Source organism: Neorhizobium sp. JUb45 (assembly GCF_004343585.1).
In the GTDB taxonomy this organism is placed as follows: domain Bacteria; phylum Pseudomonadota; class Alphaproteobacteria; order Rhizobiales; family Rhizobiaceae; genus Neorhizobium.
This window is the reverse complement of the sequence record NZ_SLYW01000002.1, coordinates 732,440-750,752: the sequence shown is the minus strand read 5'-3', so window position 1 is coordinate 750,752 and position 18,313 is coordinate 732,440. Positions and strand designations below refer to the sequence as shown.

Here is an 18,313-nt window from a genome sequence, read left to right as displayed (position 1 = left end):
TGCTTTGGGCTGGCAGGGCAAAGGGACGGAATGCGCGATAAAGCGCTTATTCGACGACCTTCGGCACCAGGAAGAAATTGCGATCGGTTTCCGGGGCATTGGCGACGATATCGTCGGCCTTGTCGCCATCGGTCACGGCATCGGTGCGCTTGCGCATTGCCATCGGCGTCACCGATGTCATCGGCTCTACGCCCGTCACATCGACTTCGGAAAGCTGCTCGACGAAATTGATGATGCCATTCAGCTCGCCGACCATGCGATTGGCCTCCTCTTCGCTGACAGCGAGACGAGCAAGGCGGGCAACCCGCTTGACGGTGGCAAGATCGACGGACATGGCATTCTCCGAGGGAATAAGAAGTTCCCCCGCTATAATGGCCACGCTCGCCCTTCGCAACTGCCTAAGCTTGGCATGACGCTGCAAATCCCCTGATCACGTCATTCCCGGCGGTTTGGCCGGGCAGTCAGATTTGATATTTGCAAATTTTCGTCGCGATTGCGGAATCTACCGTTCACTTTCCCGTTAACGAATGATTAACCCGCCAGTCACTGGGCAGCTGGGTAACATTTTTCGAGTACAGGACGGGTAATACATGGATTTCAAGATTTCAAAAGTTCGGCATCCCAAGGAGAAATTCTACGGAACCTTGATGCTGGCGTTTGGCGTGTTCATCTGGGCGGTGGTTGCTCTCGCCCTCGCCACCATCGCCATCAAGGATAGCGCCCTCATCCTCGTCATATATTTGGCATATGGCCTGATCTTCTGGTTCGTGAGCTACGTCACACGCGCCCTGCTGCGCGCCTATATGATCGGGCACTACGTGATGATCAGCGAACAGCAGTTCCCGCATCTGCACAAGATGGTCCAGGAAGGCGCACAGGCGCTTGGCCTCAAGGACGTACCGCAGGCATTCGTCTACAATTCCAGCGGCGTGATGAATGCCATGGCCCTGACGCTGGTCGGTCGCACCCGTTATATCTGGCTGACGTCGCAGTTGATCGACGCGGACGATGAAGAACAGGTCAAGTTCGTGATTGGCCATGAGCTCGGCCACCATGTTGCAGGCCACCTCGATACGGTTCCGGGCCTCATTCGCCTGCCCGCTTATATGGTGCCGTTCATTTCGCAGGCCTATTCGCGTGGCCGTGAACTCACCTGCGACCGTGTCGGCTATATCGTATCGAACAACCTGCAGGCTTCGCGCACCGCGCTGCAGATGCTCGCCTGCGGCAGCGCCAAGCTGAACGCCCAGATGAACTCTGCCGCGTTCGAAGCACAGGAAAAGATGGTGCCGTCGACTGCCGGCTTTTTCCTGCACATCTTCTCGCTTTATCCGCGCCTGACGCGCCGCGTCGAAGCCGTCGGCCAGTTCGCACAGAAGACTCCGACAGGCACTTTCGCACCGCAGGTCAGCGCGCCTTCCGTGCGCGTCGAACCGCAGATGGCCTGATCATTCGAACAGGCGCCATGCCGGACGAACCGGCATGGCGCAATTCAAAGATATCAGTCGAAGCTCAGAACCGTGCCCGGCTTGGGCACTTCGATATTGGTCTTCATGCCTTCCATGCCCTTCACGAATTTTTCGGGTGTCTGATCGAGCAGACCGAACGTGCCGTAGTGGCAGGGAATAGCATGCTTGAAATCGAAGAAGCGCTGGCAGGCGAGTGCTGCCACCGCGCCGCCCATGGTGAAGCGGTCACCAACCGGCACGATGCCGATATCCGGCGCGTGCAGCTCGTTGATCAGACCCATGTCGGAGAAGATGTCCGTATCGCCCATGTGCAGGATCGAAGGTTCATCCTCGATATGCAGCATCAGGCCATTGGCGCTGCCGAGAGAATGGGCGATGCCGTCCTCTGTCACCTCGGCTGAGGAATGAAGCGCATTCGTCAGTGTAACAGTAAAACCGTCGAATGACACAGTGCCACCCGTGCCGGCCAGTTCGAGCTTGTCGACGCCACGCTTGCTCAGCCAGTCCCCAAGATCGGCATTGCAGAACACCGTTGCACCCGTCTCCTTGGCGAGTGCAATCGTGTCACCGACATGGTCAGCATGACCATGCGTAAGCAGGATCTGGGTTACGCCTTCGGTCGCATCCTTGAGGTTCAGACCCTGAAAACTGGGATTGTGGGTCAGGAAAGGGTCGATAAGGATTTTTGCCTTGGCTGTTTCGAGACGAAAAGCGGCATGGCCGAGCCAGGTGAGCTTCATGGGTAACTCCTTGGAATGTGGGGACTTCAATATAAGGCGGATCGCCTTGGTGACAACATCGCAAACGCGGTTCTACGCCATTACGCCGTCAATGCGACAGACCAGTGGTGGCAGGACCGGACGCGCTCGGTTGCAAGCCCGCCTTGGGTAGGTTAAGCGACCGGAACTGCTGCAATCTCAAATGGCTGCGGGCAAAACTTCATTTTGCATCACGTAAAGGTACCGATATGGCCGGCAATGACGACGAATATGTTTATGATGAAGCGACTGGCGAATGGCTGCCCGCATCGGAAGTGGCTGCCAAGGCCGCCGCACAGAATGCCGTGCACGATGCCGCCGGCAATACTCTGGTCGATGGCGATGCCGTGACGCTGATCAAGGACCTCAAGGTCAAGGGCGCCGGCCAGACGCTGAAACAGGGCACCGTCATCCGCTCGATCCGCCTCACGGACAATCCAGAGGAAATCGATTGCCGGCATGATACGATCAAGGGACTGGTGCTGCGCACCGAATTCGTCCGCAAGAAGAGCTGAACAGGAAACCGGATATGGCAACGCTGACAATCGAGGAACTGGCTTTACAGCTTTCGCCCAATCAGGCGATCGCCGGGCTCGACCTCGGCACCAAGACGATCGGCCTTGCCATGTCGGACCTGGGGCGCCGTTTTGCCTCGCCGCGCACGGTCATCAAGCGGGTGAAATTCACGCAGGATGCGGAAGTGCTGCTGGCATTTGCAGAAAAGGAGAAAGTCGCGGCCTTCGTCATCGGCCTGCCGATGAACATGGATGGTTCCTCCGGACCGCGCGTGCAGGCAACACGCGCCTTCGTGCGTTCGATGTCAGACAAGACCGCCCTGCCCTTTATCTACTGGGATGAGCGGCTATCGACGGTCGCGGCCGAACGGGCCCTTCTGGAAATGGACGTATCGCGCGCCAAGCGGGCCGAACGTATCGATTCGGCCGCCGCCAGCTTCATTCTTCAGGGCGCGCTGGACAGGCTCTTGTCGCTCGGCAGGACCGGCTCCGAAGACTGACGACCGTTCCACCAGGCGGCAATCGCCTTGCGCTTGCGGTATGCGATGATGGCAAACACGATCAGACTGTCGAAAGCGATCGCCCGCGCCACAAGCGGCGGAAGGTCTTCGGCGGGAATACCCAATATCTGACTGTAGACTTCAAACACCAGATCGTGCGTCTGGCGCGTCAGCATGAAGAAGCCAAAGCTGATGTCGTAGTAGGACAGGCCGTACCACGCCCCCAGGAGCAGGACAGGACCTGCCCACAGAATCAGAAACCACTTCATGCGGCACCCCTTGCCATTGTCGCCGGACCAATTTCCAGCGACACCACCCACCGCAACAATGCCATCCCACTGAGCACGACGGTCGGAACCGCGATATCCAGAGCGAGGACCGCGAAAAACGCGACCGCTGAGATTAGCAAATACTTATGGAAATAAGTCGTTCCCATAAAGAGCAAACGCCGCCTTGCGATGGTTAATTTTCTATTAACCCCAACTTAGAGCGCAAGCGGCCGGCCGCAACGAAAACCCCGCCGTATGGTTAACGACGGGGTGAAGCCTGTGGAAAGTCGGGGTTTTGCAAGCGTTAGCTGGCAGCGGGATAAAGCAGATCGACGATGTAGGAAGCGTCGAATCGTGAGTCCAGCATGCCGTAAGTGGAGCGCCAGCCACCGGCGAGACGTGTTTCCACGAAAGCATCGACGATTTTTCCGGCACCGAGCCGTGCAAGTTCGGCAGCGCCGGCGGCCAGCGCCAGTTGCTCGATCAGCAGGCGTGCAGCCCCCTCGTCCCGTTCAGCCAAAGCCATGGCGGCGCGCAGCACTTCCACTGTCTTCTTGCCGGAAGGACCAAGGTCACGCTCAAAACCGCTGATGACAGTCTCGAACAGGTCGCGGCCGCGCGACAAGACGCGCAGAACATCCAGCGCCATGACATTGCCGGAACCTTCCCAGATCGCGTTGACCGGAGCCTCGCGATAATGGCGGGCAATCGGCCGCTCCTCGATGTAACCGTTGCCGCCGAGGCACTCCATCGCCTCGTAGATCAGCGAAGGGGCGATCTTGCAGTTCCAGTATTTGATCACCGGCGTCATGACACGGGCATAGGCAGCGTCCGCGGGTGACGTGCCCGCCTTGTCGAAAGCTTCGGCAAGGCGATAGGCAAGCGCGGTGGCCGCCGCCACATCCAGCGCCATATCGGCCAGAACACGCGTCATCAGCGGTTGGTCGATCAGGTTCTTGCCGAAAGCGCTGCGCCCACGGCAATTGTGCACGGCTTCCGACAGCGAAGCGCGCATGATGCCGGCCGATGCCAGCGCGCAATCAAGGCGGGTCAAGGTCACCATATCGAGGATGGTACGAATGCCGGTACCTGGCTCACCAAGCAGGTAACCGAAAGCGTCGTTGAACTCGACCTCCGACGAGGCGTTCGAACGGTTGCCGATCTTGTCCTTCAGACGCTGAAAGCGCAGGCCGTTCGCCGAACCGTCTTCCAGAAGCCTCGGCACGAGGAAGCACCCCATGCCTTCGCGTGTCTGTGCGAGCATGACAAAGGCGTCGCTCATCGGCGCCGACATGAACCATTTGTGACCGGAAAGGCGATAAACCCCTTCACCGACCCGCTCCGCCGACGAGCGGATGGCACGCACATCAGTGCCCGCCTGCTTTTCGGTCATGCCCATGCCGATCGTCACCGCACTCTTCTGCAAGGCCGGCTTGTTGGTCGAATCATATTTGCGCGACAGGATTTTCGGCGCCCATTCCTTCTGCACACGCGGCGATGCCATGAGTGCTGCAATCGATGCGCTGGTCATGGTCAGAGGGCACAGATGGCCGCATTCCAGCTGCGACGTCAGGTAAAAGCGGGCGGCGCGCGCACGATGGGCAGCACCGCGGGTTTCCGGCACGCTTTCCCATAATGACGAATGCAGACCCGATGACATCGAGCGACGCATCAGCGCATGCCAGGCCGGATGGAACTCGACCTGATCGAGTCGCTCGCCACGCGGCCCGTGGGTACGCAGCGTCGGCGCATTCTCGTTGGCCATGCGCGCCAGATCCTGCGCCTCCGGCGACGTCACATAACGACCAAGCGCATCATATTCCTCGCGCAGGCTGCGATTGAGGCCAGCCGTCAGGTCAACGATCAGCGGATCGGAGCGATAGGCATTGACCCCGCTCCAGAGACCTGGCTGGTTGAGTTCGGCATTTTTTTCTTCGTCGCGAGACATCTCATTCATGAGCCGGTTCTAGCGGAAGTTACATTGCGTGGAAACGGCCATTGCCAATCGATTTTCAGCTTTCAGACAAAAAGCTGCCAATGGCAGAAACTTAATTGGCGGCATTTGCGAAATGGCTGCGTTGACCCTAAAATGACCGGCACTGCGGGAGAGATCCATGAGCGTGCGAAAACTCAGCATAGAACTGCCGGAAGTAATGATCGAAGCGATCGAGCACCGGATTGACGCGGGTCGATACCAGTCGACAAGCGATGTCATGCGCGCGGCTATTGATGCGCTTTTGCGCGAGGAAGAAGCACAGGACACACAACTCGACGCTGTTCGTGAGCAAGTGCGCGCGTCACTGGACGATCCCCGCCCCAATTTGAGCAGTGCCGAGATGCATAAGCATATCGAGAACCTTTACGCCGGCCATCGAGGCTAAGCGCAATGAAGCGTCTGCCGATCCAGTACAGGCCGACGGCAAAAGACGACATCGAAGCAGTATTTATCTACGTACTCGAAACAAGCCAACGCTTTTCCATCGCTCAGCGGTTGGTCGATCGACTGATGGCGCGCTGCGAAAGCATCGGCAACGCGCCTCTCGGCGGTGTCGCTCGTCCGGATCTCGGCAACGGCATTCGGATGGTTCCCTTCGAAAACCGCGCCGTCATTCTCTATCGGGTCGTTGAAGAGACGGTTGAGATTACCAACGTCTTCTTCAAAGGTCGTGACTACCGCGCCATCATCACAAACAAGCCGTAGATAACGGCCGTTCCCGCTTGCGGGCAACTGCCCCACTCTTTATAGACCGCGTGACTGACACGGAGGACGTTTACGTGGTCTTCTTTCCCCATCGCCATCTGCTTGGCATCAAGGGCCTTACCGAACAGGACATCACCATTCTTCTCGACAAGGCCGATGAGGCCGTGAAGATTTCCCGCCAGAGGGAAAAGAAGACGTCCACACTGCGCGGGCTTACCCAGATCAATCTTTTCTTCGAAGCCTCGACGCGGACCCAGTCCTCGTTCGAACTGGCCGGCAAACGCCTCGGCGCCGACGTGATGAACATGTCGGTCGGCAATTCGTCGGTGAAAAAGGGCGAAACCCTGATCGACACCGCGATGACGCTGAACGCCATGCGCCCCGACGTGCTGGTTCTGCGCCATTCATCGGCCGGTGCTGCAGCCCTGCTTGCCCAGAAGGTCGCCTGCTCGGTGGTCAATGCCGGTGATGGCCAGCATGAACACCCGACCCAGGCACTGCTCGACGCGCTGACCATCCGCCGCGCCAAGGGCAAGCTGTCACGCATCATCGTCGCCATATGCGGCGATGTTCTGCATTCGCGCGTGGCCCGCTCCAACATCCTGCTGCTGAATGCCATGGGCGCCCGCGTCCGTGTCGTCGCCCCCTCTACGCTTCTGCCCTCGGGCATTGCTGAGATGGGCGCAGAGGTTTTCCATTCGATGGAAGAAGGCCTCAGGGACGCCGATGTCGTGATGATGCTGCGCCTGCAGCGCGAGCGCATGGCCGGCGCCTTCGTGCCGTCGGTGCGCGAATATTTCCGTTTCTACGGCCTGGATGCCGAAAAGCTGAAAGCCGCAAAGGAAGACGCGCTCGTCATGCATCCCGGCCCGATGAACCGTGGCGTCGAAATCGCCTCGGAAGTGGCCGATGGTCCGCAGAGTGTGATCGAACAACAGGTGGAAATGGGCGTTGCCGTGCGCATGGCCGTCATGGAAACCCTGCTTCTTTCCCAGAACAACGGAGAACGCGCATGACCGCTCCCGTTCTCGACAAACCTCTCGTCATCGAAAACGTCCGCATCATCGATCCGTCGCGTCATCTCGACGAAACCGGCACGATCATCGTCGGCAGTGATGGCCACATTGTCGCCGCCGGTGCCGATGCGCTGAACCAGGGCCGCCCGGACGGCGCCACGGTCCGCGACGGCAAAGGTCTCGTCGCCACACCGGGCCTCGTCGATGCCCGCGTCCATGTCGGCGAACCCGGCACAGAGTATCGCGAAACGATCGAATCCGCATCGCGCGCGGCCGCTGCCGGCGGCGTCACCTCCTTCATCATGATGCCGGACACCGATCCGGTCATCGACGACATCGCGCTGGTCGAATTCGTGCTGAAGACGGCACGCGACAAGGCCATCGTCAACGTGCATCCGGCAGCCGCCCTGACCAAGCGTCTCGAAGGCAAGGAAATGACCGAATTCGGCCTCCTCAAGGAAGCCGGGGCGGTTGCCTTCACCGAAGGGCATCACGGATTGTCGGATACGCTGCTTCTGCGCCGCGCCATGACCTATGCGCGCGAATTCGATGCCGTCATCGCGTTGCAGCCGCGTGAAAAATATCTTGGCAATGGCGTCATGAACGAGGGGCTTTTGGCGAGCTGGCTCGGCCTTTCCGGCGTGCCGAAGGAAGCCGAACTGATCCCGCTGGAGCGCGACCTGCGCATCGCAGCACTCACGCGTGCAAAATACCATGCCTCAAAGCTGTCGGTACCGGAATCGGCAGAGGCCATGCGCGTTGCCCGTAACCGCGGTGCGAACGCCACCTGCGCCGTGTCGATCAATCACCTGACGCTCAACGAAAACGACATCGGCGAGTATCGCACCTTCTTCAAGCTGTCGCCGCCGCTGCGCACGGAAGATGACCGTGTCGCCATGGTCGATGCTCTCGCCAACGGCACAATCGACATCATCGTCTCCTCGCATGATCCGCAGGATGTCGACACCAAGCGTCTGCCCTTTGCCGACGCCGCCGATGGTGCGGTCGGCCTCGAAACCATGGCTTCGGCAGCGCTTCGCCTGCACCATGCCGGACAGGTGCCGCTGATGCGCCTGATCGACGCCATGTCGACACGCCCTGCCCAGATTTTTGGTCTGGACGCCGGCACGTTGAAACCGGGTACCAAGGCCGACATCACACTAATCGATCTCGAAGAGCCTTGGCTGCTGTCGAAGGACATGCTGCTGTCGCGTTCGAAGAATACGCCGTTTGACGACGCCCGCTTCAGCGGTCGGGTGGTTGCCACCTATGTCGGCGGCCGCTGCGTGCATGCACTTTAAGGGGAACGAAGCGTGAGCGAACTCTTCAACTGGCAGATCACCTGGGGCGTGGCCATCGGCGCACTCGCGTTCGGTTATCTGCTCGGCTCCATCCCCTTCGGCCTGCTTCTGACCCGTGCCGCCGGTCTGGGCGATATCCGCTCGATCGGTTCCGGCAATATCGGTGCCACCAACGTTTTGCGCACCGGCAACAAGAAACTTGCGGCCGCAACGCTGCTGCTGGATGCCCTGAAGGCAACAGCCGCGGCGGTCATCGCCTATCTGCTGTTCGGCAAGGATGCCGCAACCCTCGCCGGTTTTGCCGCCTTCATGGGCCATCTCTATCCGGTCTGGCTCGGCTTCAAGGGCGGCAAAGGTGTGGCCACCTATATCGGCACGCTGCTCGGCATCTCGCCCTGGATGGTGCTGGTGTTTGCAGGCGTCTGGTTGTCGATGGCGAAGATCACGAAATACTCCTCGCTGTCCGCTCTGGTTGCAACGCTTGTCATTCCGGTTGTGTTGTGGTTCATAAATGAACCGAGGGTCGCGCTTGTCATGGCCATCATGACGGTGATCTCGTGGTGGAAACACGAGGCAAATATCAGGCGCCTGATTGCAGGTACGGAAAGCAGGATCGGCCAGAAGGGTTAGGCCGGCGAAAGGGTATTAATGCCGGGGGGCAGCGCAGGACGAACGGGAATTGCGCTGACCGACAGGCAAAGGCTCGCCTGGCTTCGGTTGATCCGCAGCGACAATGTCGGCCCCGCCACGTTTCGCGATCTGATCAATCACTTTGGCTCGGCCGAGGCAGCGCTCGAGGCCCTGCCGGAACTGTCCCGGCGTGGTGGCGCGGCACGCTCCGTGCGCATTGCCTCGCACATAGAAGCAGAACGGGAACTGGAAGCAGCATCCCGCAATGGCGCTGTTTTCATCGGCATCGGTGAGCCGGATTATCCGCCGGCACTGCGCCAGATCGAAGGGGCGCCGCCCCTCATCGCCGCCAAGGGCGATCTTTCCGCGGCAACAAGACCATCCGTTGGCATCGTTGGCTCACGCAACGCGTCGATCAGCGGCGCCAAGTTCGCGGCCATGATAGCGCGTGATGCCGGCCGGGCCGGTTACGTCATCACCTCTGGTCTTGCCCGCGGCATAGACACTGCCGCCCACCGCGCCAGTCTCGACACCGGCACGATCGCCGTTCTGGCTGGCGGCCTTGACCGCCCCTACCCGCCCGAAAATCTTGCCCTTCTCGATGACATCACCAAAGGCTGCGGCCTTGCCGTCAGCGAAATGCCGTTCGGCTGGGAACCCCGCGCACGTGACTTTCCCCGTCGCAACCGCCTGATCGCCGGCATTTCGCTGGGGGTCGTGGTGGTCGAAGCGGCGGAACGATCCGGTTCGCTGATCACGGCGCGCATGGCGGCGGATTTCGGCCGACTGGTTTTTGCCGTGCCCGGCTCACCGCTCGATCCGCGCTGCCACGGCACCAACCACCTGCTGAAGGAAGGCGCCACGATCACCACCGGGGTCGAAGACGTCCTTGCTGCCCTTGCCCCACTCTCACAGCTTGATCTCTTCACACCGCCGATCGTCGAGGAACCGGGCAAGGACGCGGGCCACGACATGATGCCGCCGGATGACGACGCCCGCGGAATCATCGTCAATGCGCTCGGCCCGACACCTGTCGAAGTGGACGACATCATCCGCCATACCGGACTGCCCGCCTCCACTGTTTATCTCATCCTGCTGGAACTGGATCTCGCCGGCCGACTCCATCGCCACTCGGGCGGAACGGTTTCGCTCGCCTATTGAGAGGGCAGCAACGATCTGTCGCGCATCGATGCCAAAAATGGTTGCCCACAATCAGGGGCGTCTTTCCGGGTTATTGCGCCTCGTCGGTGACAATGAACGCCGGCCGGCTTGCAGGTCTCCGGCCTCCACGCAAGCCATTTCGATGAGATAACAGAGCATGTCTGCACCTTCCAACTGCGCAACCAGACGCAACTGCCCCAGCATCTCATGGATGTAGGCGATGTTCTGCCGTGATTGCTCTACGCCACTGGCATGTCCAAGCCCTGAAATCATCCCATCCCCTGCTGCCCAACGGCAAGAACCGCCGCCAGGCGCCCGGTTCAACGCTACATTTAATGAAGGATAGGATATTTATTTATAATTGCAACCAACGACAAATATCGCATAAGTTGCATTCCGTTGAGTAAGCTAATTTGGCCGTGCCCTCTTGACCACAGGGCAAACGCCCTCCATGTCGGGAGGTCAGATTTCCGGCCCTGCTGCGATCAACTCGCGGATTTCGAGTGGCCTGCCTCGTTCCAGAGAAAAAGCAAGATGAATGTAGTCGTTGTAGAATCTCCAGCCAAAGCCAAGACAATCAACAAATATCTTGGCCCAGGTTACAAGGTTCTCGCCTCTTTCGGCCACGTGCGGGACCTGCCCGCCAAGGATGGCTCGGTACTTCCCGACCAGGACTTTGAAATGTCCTGGGAGGTGGATCCCGCATCCCAGAAGCGCATGAAAGACATATCCGACGCTGTCAAAGGCTCCGACGCACTGTTTCTCGCGACCGACCCGGATCGCGAAGGTGAAGCTATTTCCTGGCACGTGCTCGACCTTCTGAAAAAGAAGAAGGTGATCGGCGACAAGCCGGTCAAGCGCGTTGTCTTCAACGCCATCACCAAGAAGGCCGTACTTGATGCCATGGCCAACCCGCGTGATATCGACGTGCCGCTGGTGGACGCCTATCTGGCCCGCCGCGCACTCGACTACCTCGTCGGTTTCAACCTCTCGCCGGTTCTGTGGCGCAAGCTGCCGGGTGCCCGTTCGGCTGGCCGCGTGCAGTCGGTGGCACTGCGCCTCGTCTGCGACCGCGAAAACGAGATCGAGCGTTTTGTCGCCGAAGAATACTGGAACCTGTCGGCTCTCCTCAAGACGCCGCGTGGTGACGAATTCGAAGCCCGCCTGACCCAGGCCGACGGCAAGCGTCTGCCGCCGCGTGGTGTCAAGAATGGCGAGGATGCCGCACGCCTCAAGACGTTGCTGGATGGCGCCGCCTATACCGTCGATACGGTCGAGGCAAAGCCGGTCAAGCGCAATCCCGGCCCTCCGTTCACCACCTCGACGCTGCAGCAGGCCGCATCCTCCAATCTCGGGTTCAACGCCTCGCGCACCATGCAGGTGGCGCAGAAGCTGTACGAAGGTTTCGATATCGGCGGCGAGACTGTCGGTCTGATCACCTATATGCGTACCGACGGTGTGCAGATGGCACCGGAAGCCATCGAAGCTGCCCGCAGCGCCATCGTCGACAAGTTCGGCCAGCGTTACCTGCCGGAAAAGGCGCGCCATTATTCCACCAAGGCGAAAAACGCCCAGGAAGCGCACGAAGCCATCCGCCCGACCGACTTCAACCGTTCGCCCGACAAGGTGCGTCAGTATCTCGATGCCGACCAGTTGCGTCTCTACGAATTGGTGTGGAAGCGCGGCATTGCCAGCCAGATGGCGTCTGCCGAAATCGAACGTACCACGGTCGAGATCATCGCAGACAATAACGGCGAGAAGGCTGGCCTTCGCGCCGTGGGTTCCGTCGTCCGCTTTGACGGTTTCCTTGGTGCCTATATGGACCAGAAGGAAGACGGCGAAAAAGGCGAGGACGACGATGAAGATGGTCGTCTGCCGCCGATCAACGCCCGCGAGAAGCTCGACAAGAACAAGGTCAGCTCGACCCAGCATTTCACCGAGCCGCCGCCGCGTTATTCGGAAGCCTCGCTGATCAAGAAGATGGAAGAGCTCGGCATCGGCCGTCCTTCCACCTATGCAGCCACGCTGAAGACGCTGTCCGATCGTGAATATATCGTCGTCGATAAGCGCAAGCTGATCCCGCATTCCAAGGGACGGCTGGTGACGGCGTTCCTCGAAAGCTTCTTCACGAAGTATGTGGAATACGATTTCACTGCCGATCTGGAAGAGAAGCTCGACCGGATTTCGGCTGGCGAACTCGACTGGAAGCAGGTTCTGCGCGAATTCTGGCAGGACTTCTTTGCCCAGATCGAAGACACCAAGGAACTGCGCGTCACCAACGTGCTCGACGCGTTGAACGAGACACTGGCACCGCTGGTCTTCCCGACCCGTGAAGACGGTTCGGACCCACGTATCTGCCAGGTCTGCGGCACAGGCAACCTGTCGCTCAAGCTCGGCAAATACGGCGCTTTCGTCGGCTGCTCGAACTATCCGGAATGCAATTTCACCCGACAGCTTTCCTCTGATGGCGCGGAAGCTGTCGCATCCGGCCTCAACGAGCCGAAGGCGCTTGGCGCCGACCCGATGACCGGTGAAGAGCTGACGCTGCGTTCTGGCCGTTTCGGACCCTATATCCAGCGCGGCGAAGGCAAGGAAGCCAAGCGTTCGTCTCTGCCCAAGGGGTGGAAGCCGGAAGATATCGACCATGAGAAGGCGCTTGCCCTCATCAACCTGCCGCGCGATGTCGGTCAGCACCCGGAAAGCGGAAAGATGATCTCCGCCGGCCTTGGCCGTTACGGACCCTTCCTGCTGCATGATGGCGGCTACGCCAATCTCGAAAGCATCGAGGACGTGTTTTCGATCGGCCTCAACCGCGCCGTGACCGTGATTGCCGAAAAGGTTGCCAAGGGCCCCGGCGGTCGTGGACGCGGCACACCGGCAGCGTTGAAGGATCTCGGCGAGCATCCCGATGGCGGCCCGATCACCGTGCGTGACGGCAAGTATGGTCCCTATGTCAATTGGGGCAAGGTCAATGCCACCCTGCCCAAGGGCAAGGATCCGCAGGCGGTGACGGTAGAAGAAGCGCTTGCGCTGATCGTCGAAAAGGGCGGCAAGACGCCTGCAAAGGGCAAGGCCAAGAAGGCACCCGCGAAAGCCAAGGCTGCTCCGAAGGCCGCCGCCAAGACGGCAGACGGCGAGACCAAGAAAGCCGCTCCAAAGAAGGCTGCGGCCAAAAAAGCGCCGGCGAAAACGGCCGCGACCAAGGCAAAGAAGACAACCACGTGAAGACGCCGCGCGACAGGAACAGGCCGGCTCGTAACGGCGATCAACCGAAAAGCAGGCGCACCGACCGGCGCGCCAATGGCGAAGCGAAGATCGCAGGCGGTGGCTCTGCCATCGTCCATGGTGCCGTTCCGCCGCGCGAAGCGCTGCTGGAATTCATCGCCGAAAACCCGGATCGCGCCTCCAAGCGCGAGATCGCCAAGGCTTTTGGTCTTAAAGGTGAGACCCGCGTCGAACTGAAAGATTTGTTGCGTGATCTCGAAAGTGAAGGATTGCTGAAGAAGGATCGCAAGTCGCTGACACGGCCCGGTGCCCTGCCCCCGGTTACCGTCCTCGACATCACCACGCGTGACAAGGACGGCGAGTTGATTGGCCGCCCGGCGGAATGGCCGGACGATGCAGGGGTTGCTCCTGCTGTGCTGATCCGCCAGGGCTCGGAAAAGCGCGGCAAGGGCAAGGTTGCGATCGCCGGGCTTAACGACCGCATCCTCGCCAAGATATTTCCGAACAAGGACCGCTCGGGTCCGGCTTATACCGCCCGCGTCATCAAGGTCATCGACAAGCGCCAGAATGCATCGCTCGGCGTCATCCGCATGATGGCGGAAGGCGGTGCGCGGCTGATGCCGATCGACCGTCGTGGCGAGGAAATGCAGATTTCCGCAGACGATCTCGCCGATGCCAAGGACGGCGACCTGATCGAGGCCGACATCCTGCGCGGCAACCGTTTTGGCCTGACGCGCGCCAAGGTTCTAAATATCGTCGGTTCTGTCGCCAGCGAAAAGGCGATCTCGATGATCGCCATCTATGCCCACGGCATTCCACACATATTTCCGCAGACTGTCATGGCGGAAGCCGAGGCCGCCACAGCGGCTGACATGTCGAAGCGCGAGGACTGGCGCAAGCTGCCGCTCGTCACCATCGACCCGGCCGATGCCAAGGACCATGACGACGCCGTTTATGCCGAACCGGACACATCGCCGGACAACCCGGATGGCGTCATCGTCACCGTCGCGATCGCCGATGTCTCATGGTATATCCGCACCGGTTCGGAACTCGACCGCGAGGCGCTGAAGCGCGGCAATTCCGTCTATTTCCCCGACCGCGTCGTGCCGATGCTGCCGGAGCGTATTTCCAACGACCTCTGCTCGCTGCGTGAGGGTGAAGACCGCCCGGCTCTGGCCGTGCGCATGACGTTTTCCAAGGAAGGCCGCAAGGCCGGCCACACGTTCCATCGCATCATGATGAAGAGCGCGGCCAAACTCTCCTACCAGCAGGCACAGGCCGCAATCGACGGCAAGCCGGACGACAAGACCGGCCCGCTGCTCGAACCGATCCTGAAGCCGCTGTGGCACGCCTATGAGGTGATGAAGCGCGGTCGCGACCGCCGCCAGCCGCTCGAACTCGACATGCCGGAACGCAAGATCGTTCTGAAATCCGATGGCACGGTCGACAAGGTGATCATCCCGGAACGTCTCGATGCGCACAAACTCATCGAAGAGATGATGATCCAGGCGAACGTTGCCGCCGCCGAAACGCTGGAAAAGAAAAAACAGCCGCTCGTCTACCGCATCCATGATGGTCCGTCGCTCGCCAAGCAGGAAGTGCTGCGCGAGTTTCTGGCAACGCTGTCCATCCCGATGGCCAAGGGCGGCCAGGTGCGCGCCAATTCCTTCAATGGCATTCTCGCCAATGCCGCCGGCACCCCGCATCAGATCATGGTCAACGAGATGGTTCTGCGCTCCCAGAGCCAGGCGATCTACAGCCCCGACAATCTCGGCCATTTCGGCCTCAACCTGATGAAATACGCGCATTTCACCTCGCCGATCCGCCGTTATGCCGATCTGATCGTACATCGCGGCCTCGTCGGCTCGCTCGGTCTCGGCGAAGGCGGCATCACGCCGGCGGAAGAAACGCAGCTGGAAGATGTCGCGGCTGAGATCTCGACCTTCGAGCGCCGGGCCATGGCCGCCGAACGCGACACGATCAACCGCCTCATCGCTCATCACCTGAGCGAGCGTGTCGGACAGGAATTCGAAGGCCGCGTATCGGGTGTCACCAAGTCCGGCCTTTTCGTGTCGCTGCCGACCTATGGCGCCGACGGTTTTGTGCCGATCTCCACGCTCGGCCGCGACTATTTTATCTATGATGAAGCGCATCAGGCTTTGATCGGCGACAAGTCGCGGCTCGGCTATCAGTTGGGCGACCCGGTCGATGTCAAACTGGTCGAGGCCATACCGCTGGCCGGCTCGCTGCGTTTCGAAATGGTCAGCGAAGGCCGCAAGATCGCAGCCGGCACGCGCTCCTTCCACAAGGCAGGCCGGCAGCGGCGCACCGCCCGCGGCAAGACGGGCATGCACCCAAGACGATAGGAACGGATCATGACGGTCAGGGAGGCGGCCAAAGAAACAGCAGGGAGCCAGAAACCGGTTCGCTACGGCGACACCGGTGACGCTGAACGGCCTCTCGGCCGCTCCATCATCCGCGGCCTCAGATGCCGTTGCCCTTCATGCGGCAACGGCCGCCTCTTCGGTGCCTTCCTGAAACCCGTCGACGCCTGCGCAAAATGCGGTGCCGACATGCATCACCACCGTTCCGACGACCTGCCGCCCTATATCGTCATCGTCATCATCGGCCATGTGGCTCTTGGTGGTTTCATGATGACCGACATGGTGTTCGACATGTCTCCCTGGGCGCATCTGGCCATCTGGGCGCCGCTGACGGTACTTTCCGCACTCCTCACCATCCAACCCGTCAAAGGCGGTGTGATAGGCCTGCAATGGGCACTGAGGATGCACGGCTTCGGCGGTGAGCGTGAGGATATCGATCCCGGTCGCGGTGGGCCGCTGGAATGACCGACGTGCCGGAGAAGAGTGTGCCGGCAACCGGCGCACCTTCCACGAGGGCGCCGACAGTCCGCATTCGCCCCAGAGATGCCGCCGCCCTTATTCTGATCGATCGCTCAGGTAGCGCGCCACGCGTGCTGATGGGGCGGCGTGCAAGCGGCCATGTCTTCATGCCGGATGTCTATGTGTTTCCCGGTGGCCGGCGTGATCCGGGCGATCATGCCCGGCCTTACGGCGGCGATCTGCATCCAAACGTGCTTGCAAAACTTCTCGACAATGCGCCATCGGGCAGCAGTCTCAGGCGTGTGCGCGCGCTGGCACTTGCGGCTCTTCGCGAGATGCACGAGGAGACGGGTATCGCACCCGCCACCGCGGCACCGGACCTGTCCCGCCTGCGCTATATTGCCCGCGCCATTACGCCGCCGGGCCATGTCCGCCGCTATGATACCCACTTCTTTCTGGCCTTTTGCGACGAAACCGTCTTCGACCTGACGCATTTGCGCGATACGGACGAGTTGGAGGACTTGCAATGGCTTGACATTGCAGCAATTTCCGGTGTGAAACTCGCCCGCATCACGCAAATGGTGCTGGAAGACGTAAAGAGACTGATGGAAGCGGATAACATCCTCCCCTTCGAAAATCCCGTCCCCTTCTACTCCATGCGTCACGGGCGTTTCGTCCGCAGCCGACTGTAAGGATTGTTGAATGTCGCAGCCGACGACCGACGAGAACGGCCATGTCGAAACGATTCATTGGCCGTCCCTCATCGCTGCAACCGCCGCTATCAGCGCGGTCGGCATCGCCATCGGACTCGGCCTGCCGCTGCTCAGCATCATTCTCGAAAAGCGCGGGATCTCCTCGACGCTGATCGGCCTCAATGCCGCCATGGCCGGCGTCGCCTCGATGGCCGCTGCGCCACTGACGACCAAGCTCGCCCATGACTTCGGCGTCGCCCGCACGATGATGCTGGCCGTCGTCATCGCTGCATTCAGTGCGCTTGGTTTCTATTATGCGCAGGATTTCTGGATGTGGTTCCCGCTGCGCTTCACTTTTCACGGTGCAACGACCACGCTTTTCATCCTCTCGGAATTCTGGATCAACCAGGCGGCACCACCGAAACGCCGCGGGCTCGTGCTCGGCATTTACGCAACCGTGCTGGCCGTCGGCTTTGCGGTCGGCCCGCTGCTGTTTTCCAAGCTCGGCAGCGATGGCGTCCTGCCCTTCCTGGTTGGTGCCATCATCATCCTGCTGGCCCTGATCCCGATCTTCATCGCCCGCAACGAAAGCCCGGTGCTGGACGAGAAGCCGGAACGCCACTTCTTCCATTATATCTTCCTCGTGCCGTCTGCGACCGCGGCCGTGTTCGCCTTTGGCGCCGTATCGGCCGGCGGCCTGTCGCTGTTCCCGATCTACGCGCTGCGTGAAAGCATGCCGGAATCTCAGGCAGCCGTCCTTCTGACCGTGATGGGCGTCGGCAACATGGCCTTCCAGATCCCTTTGGGGCTGATCTCCGACAAGATGCGCGACCGCCGCCCTCTCCTCTTCGGCATGGCCGTCCTCGGGGTCATGGGTGCCCTTTCACTGCCCTTCCTCATCCATGACTGGGTATTGATGGCGATCGTGCTGTTCTTCTGGGGTGGCTGTGTCTCCGGCCTCTATACGGTCGGCCTCGCGCATCTGGGCGCGCGCCTCAGCGGATCGGACCTTGCGGCCGCCAATGCGGCGTTCATATTCTGCTATGCGGTCGGCACGGTAGCGGGTCCACAGGGAATCGGAGCAGCCATGGATGTCGCCGGCAATGACGGTTTTGCATGGGCGCTGGCGGGTTTCTTCGCCTTTTACGTGCTGGTTTCCTTGGCCAGACCGCTTTTCCAGTCGAAACAGAGTTGACTTTTGGCCCGCGATTTGTAATTTCGCGCCAGATTTCG

Annotated in this window: 19 protein-coding genes; 14 read left to right on the top strand and 5 right to left on the bottom strand. The window is 60.4% G+C overall.

Annotated elements, in window-relative coordinates:
- Nucleotides 1-46: 46 nt before the first annotated feature.
- A complete protein-coding gene (gene gatC / locus EDF70_RS10405) occupies nt 47-334 on the bottom strand; it encodes an Asp-tRNA(Asn)/Glu-tRNA(Gln) amidotransferase subunit GatC (protein WP_132273258.1) in 288 nt (95 codons plus the stop codon).
- 256 nt (nt 335-590) lie between these two features.
- Here gatC and EDF70_RS10400 point away from each other — a divergent pair, with 256 nt between their 5' ends.
- On the top strand, nt 591-1,448 hold the full coding sequence (locus tag EDF70_RS10400) for a M48 family metallopeptidase (protein WP_132273257.1): 858 nt from the start codon (nt 591-593) through the stop codon (nt 1,446-1,448).
- A gap of 53 nt (nt 1,449-1,501) precedes the next feature.
- On the opposite strand, the gene EDF70_RS10395 is transcribed toward EDF70_RS10400, so the two are convergent.
- Entirely contained in the window at nt 1,502-2,209 is a 708-nt protein-coding gene (locus tag EDF70_RS10395) for a metal-dependent hydrolase (RefSeq protein WP_132273256.1), read from the bottom strand.
- A gap of 227 nt (nt 2,210-2,436) precedes the next feature.
- Between EDF70_RS10395 and EDF70_RS10390 the strand changes: the two genes are divergently transcribed.
- Nucleotides 2,437-2,742 carry an alkylphosphonate utilization protein gene (locus tag EDF70_RS10390; protein WP_132273255.1) on the top strand — a complete coding sequence of 102 codons (306 nt, stop codon included), beginning with the start codon at nt 2,437-2,439 and terminating at the stop codon, nt 2,740-2,742.
- A 14-nt stretch (nt 2,743-2,756) separates the two neighbouring features.
- A complete protein-coding gene (gene ruvX, locus EDF70_RS10385) occupies nt 2,757-3,242 on the top strand; it encodes a Holliday junction resolvase RuvX (protein WP_132273254.1) in 486 nt (161 codons plus the stop codon).
- On the opposite strand, the gene EDF70_RS10380 is transcribed toward ruvX, so the two are convergent.
- Together EDF70_RS10380 and EDF70_RS10375 are read right to left on the bottom strand one after the other, a co-directional pair.
- Nucleotides 3,188-3,511, bottom strand: a complete 324-nt coding sequence (locus EDF70_RS10380) for a DUF6105 family protein (RefSeq protein WP_132273253.1) — start codon at nt 3,509-3,511, stop codon at nt 3,188-3,190. The genes ruvX and EDF70_RS10380 overlap by 55 nt on opposite strands.
- A gap of 304 nt (nt 3,512-3,815) precedes the next feature.
- Nucleotides 3,816-5,468 carry an acyl-CoA dehydrogenase family protein gene (locus tag EDF70_RS10375; RefSeq protein WP_132273252.1) on the bottom strand — a complete coding sequence of 551 codons (1,653 nt, stop codon included), beginning with the start codon at nt 5,466-5,468 and terminating at the stop codon, nt 3,816-3,818.
- Nucleotides 5,469-5,625: 157 nt separating this feature from the next.
- Between EDF70_RS10375 and EDF70_RS10370 the strand changes: the two genes are divergently transcribed.
- The 6 genes from EDF70_RS10370 to dprA all read left to right on the top strand — a co-directional run bounded on the left by EDF70_RS10370 (nt 5,626) and on the right by dprA (nt 10,320).
- Entirely contained in the window at nt 5,626-5,892 is a 267-nt protein-coding gene (locus tag EDF70_RS10370; RefSeq protein WP_132273251.1) for a type II toxin-antitoxin system ParD family antitoxin, read from the top strand.
- Nucleotides 5,893-5,897: 5 nt separating this feature from the next.
- Nucleotides 5,898-6,212: a type II toxin-antitoxin system RelE/ParE family toxin gene (locus EDF70_RS10365; RefSeq protein WP_132273250.1), complete on the top strand. Its 315-nt coding sequence runs from the start codon at nt 5,898-5,900 to the stop codon at nt 6,210-6,212.
- A 74-nt stretch (nt 6,213-6,286) separates the two neighbouring features.
- Entirely contained in the window at nt 6,287-7,228 is a 942-nt protein-coding gene (locus EDF70_RS10360) for an aspartate carbamoyltransferase catalytic subunit (protein ID WP_132273249.1), read from the top strand.
- Entirely contained in the window at nt 7,225-8,529 is a 1,305-nt protein-coding gene (locus tag EDF70_RS10355) for a dihydroorotase (protein ID WP_132273248.1), read from the top strand. Before EDF70_RS10360 ends, EDF70_RS10355 begins: the two co-directional genes overlap by 4 nt.
- Nucleotides 8,530-8,541: 12 nt before the next feature.
- On the top strand, nt 8,542-9,159 hold the full coding sequence (gene plsY / locus EDF70_RS10350; RefSeq protein WP_132273247.1) for a glycerol-3-phosphate 1-O-acyltransferase PlsY: 618 nt from the start codon (nt 8,542-8,544) through the stop codon (nt 9,157-9,159).
- Between the two features lie 18 nt (nt 9,160-9,177).
- Nucleotides 9,178-10,320, top strand: coding sequence for a DNA-processing protein DprA (gene dprA, locus EDF70_RS10345; RefSeq protein WP_132273246.1), 1,143 nt, complete (start codon nt 9,178-9,180; stop codon nt 10,318-10,320).
- Between the two features lie 51 nt (nt 10,321-10,371).
- Here the strand turns inward: dprA and EDF70_RS10340 are convergent, their stop codons facing one another.
- A complete protein-coding gene (locus EDF70_RS10340) occupies nt 10,372-10,593 on the bottom strand; it encodes a hypothetical protein (RefSeq protein ID WP_132273245.1) in 222 nt (73 codons plus the stop codon).
- 261 nt (nt 10,594-10,854) lie between these two features.
- Between EDF70_RS10340 and topA the strand changes: the two genes are divergently transcribed.
- The 5 genes from topA to EDF70_RS10315 all read left to right on the top strand — a co-directional run bounded on the left by topA (nt 10,855) and on the right by EDF70_RS10315 (nt 18,275).
- Nucleotides 10,855-13,545, top strand: a complete 2,691-nt coding sequence (gene topA / locus EDF70_RS10335; protein WP_132273244.1) for a type I DNA topoisomerase — start codon at nt 10,855-10,857, stop codon at nt 13,543-13,545.
- Nucleotides 13,546-13,634: 89 nt separating this feature from the next.
- Nucleotides 13,635-15,911 (top strand): ribonuclease R, encoded by a 2,277-nt coding sequence (gene rnr / locus EDF70_RS10330; protein ID WP_245519144.1) that lies wholly within the window; start codon nt 13,635-13,637, stop codon nt 15,909-15,911.
- A 9-nt stretch (nt 15,912-15,920) separates the two neighbouring features.
- Nucleotides 15,921-16,394 carry a DUF983 domain-containing protein gene (locus EDF70_RS10325; protein WP_132273242.1) on the top strand — a complete coding sequence of 158 codons (474 nt, stop codon included), beginning with the start codon at nt 15,921-15,923 and terminating at the stop codon, nt 16,392-16,394.
- Nucleotides 16,391-17,080 carry an NUDIX hydrolase gene (locus EDF70_RS10320; RefSeq protein WP_165931986.1) on the top strand — a complete coding sequence of 230 codons (690 nt, stop codon included), beginning with the start codon at nt 16,391-16,393 and terminating at the stop codon, nt 17,078-17,080. Before EDF70_RS10325 ends, EDF70_RS10320 begins: the two co-directional genes overlap by 4 nt.
- A gap of 10 nt (nt 17,081-17,090) precedes the next feature.
- Complete coding sequence (locus tag EDF70_RS10315; RefSeq protein ID WP_132273241.1) at nt 17,091-18,275, top strand: MFS transporter; 1,185 nt, start codon at nt 17,091-17,093, stop codon at nt 18,273-18,275.
- The last annotated feature ends 38 nt before the right edge of the window (nt 18,276-18,313 follow it).

Coding starts and splice junctions, on each gene's coding strand:
- EDF70_RS10375 (WP_132273252.1), bottom strand. CDS start 5,468: ATGAATGAGATGTCTCGCGACGAAGAAAAAAATGCCGAACTCAACCAG.
- EDF70_RS10320 (WP_165931986.1), top strand. CDS start 16,391: ATGACCGACGTGCCGGAGAAGAGTGTGCCGGCAACCGGCGCACCTTCC.
- EDF70_RS10400 (WP_132273257.1), top strand. CDS start 591: ATGGATTTCAAGATTTCAAAAGTTCGGCATCCCAAGGAGAAATTCTAC.
- EDF70_RS10390 (WP_132273255.1), top strand. CDS start 2,437: ATGGCCGGCAATGACGACGAATATGTTTATGATGAAGCGACTGGCGAA.
- EDF70_RS10340 (WP_132273245.1), bottom strand. CDS start 10,593: ATGATTTCAGGGCTTGGACATGCCAGTGGCGTAGAGCAATCACGGCAG.
- topA (WP_132273244.1), top strand. CDS start 10,855: ATGAATGTAGTCGTTGTAGAATCTCCAGCCAAAGCCAAGACAATCAAC.
- EDF70_RS10395 (WP_132273256.1), bottom strand. CDS start 2,209: ATGAAGCTCACCTGGCTCGGCCATGCCGCTTTTCGTCTCGAAACAGCC.
- EDF70_RS10380 (WP_132273253.1), bottom strand. CDS start 3,511: ATGAAGTGGTTTCTGATTCTGTGGGCAGGTCCTGTCCTGCTCCTGGGG.
- EDF70_RS10370 (WP_132273251.1), top strand. CDS start 5,626: ATGAGCGTGCGAAAACTCAGCATAGAACTGCCGGAAGTAATGATCGAA.
- EDF70_RS10365 (WP_132273250.1), top strand. CDS start 5,898: ATGAAGCGTCTGCCGATCCAGTACAGGCCGACGGCAAAAGACGACATC.
- EDF70_RS10325 (WP_132273242.1), top strand. CDS start 15,921: ATGACGGTCAGGGAGGCGGCCAAAGAAACAGCAGGGAGCCAGAAACCG.
- gatC (WP_132273258.1), bottom strand. CDS start 334: ATGTCCGTCGATCTTGCCACCGTCAAGCGGGTTGCCCGCCTTGCTCGT.
- dprA (WP_132273246.1), top strand. CDS start 9,178: ATGCCGGGGGGCAGCGCAGGACGAACGGGAATTGCGCTGACCGACAGG.
- EDF70_RS10315 (WP_132273241.1), top strand. CDS start 17,091: ATGTCGCAGCCGACGACCGACGAGAACGGCCATGTCGAAACGATTCAT.
- ruvX (WP_132273254.1), top strand. CDS start 2,757: ATGGCAACGCTGACAATCGAGGAACTGGCTTTACAGCTTTCGCCCAAT.
- EDF70_RS10355 (WP_132273248.1), top strand. CDS start 7,225: ATGACCGCTCCCGTTCTCGACAAACCTCTCGTCATCGAAAACGTCCGC.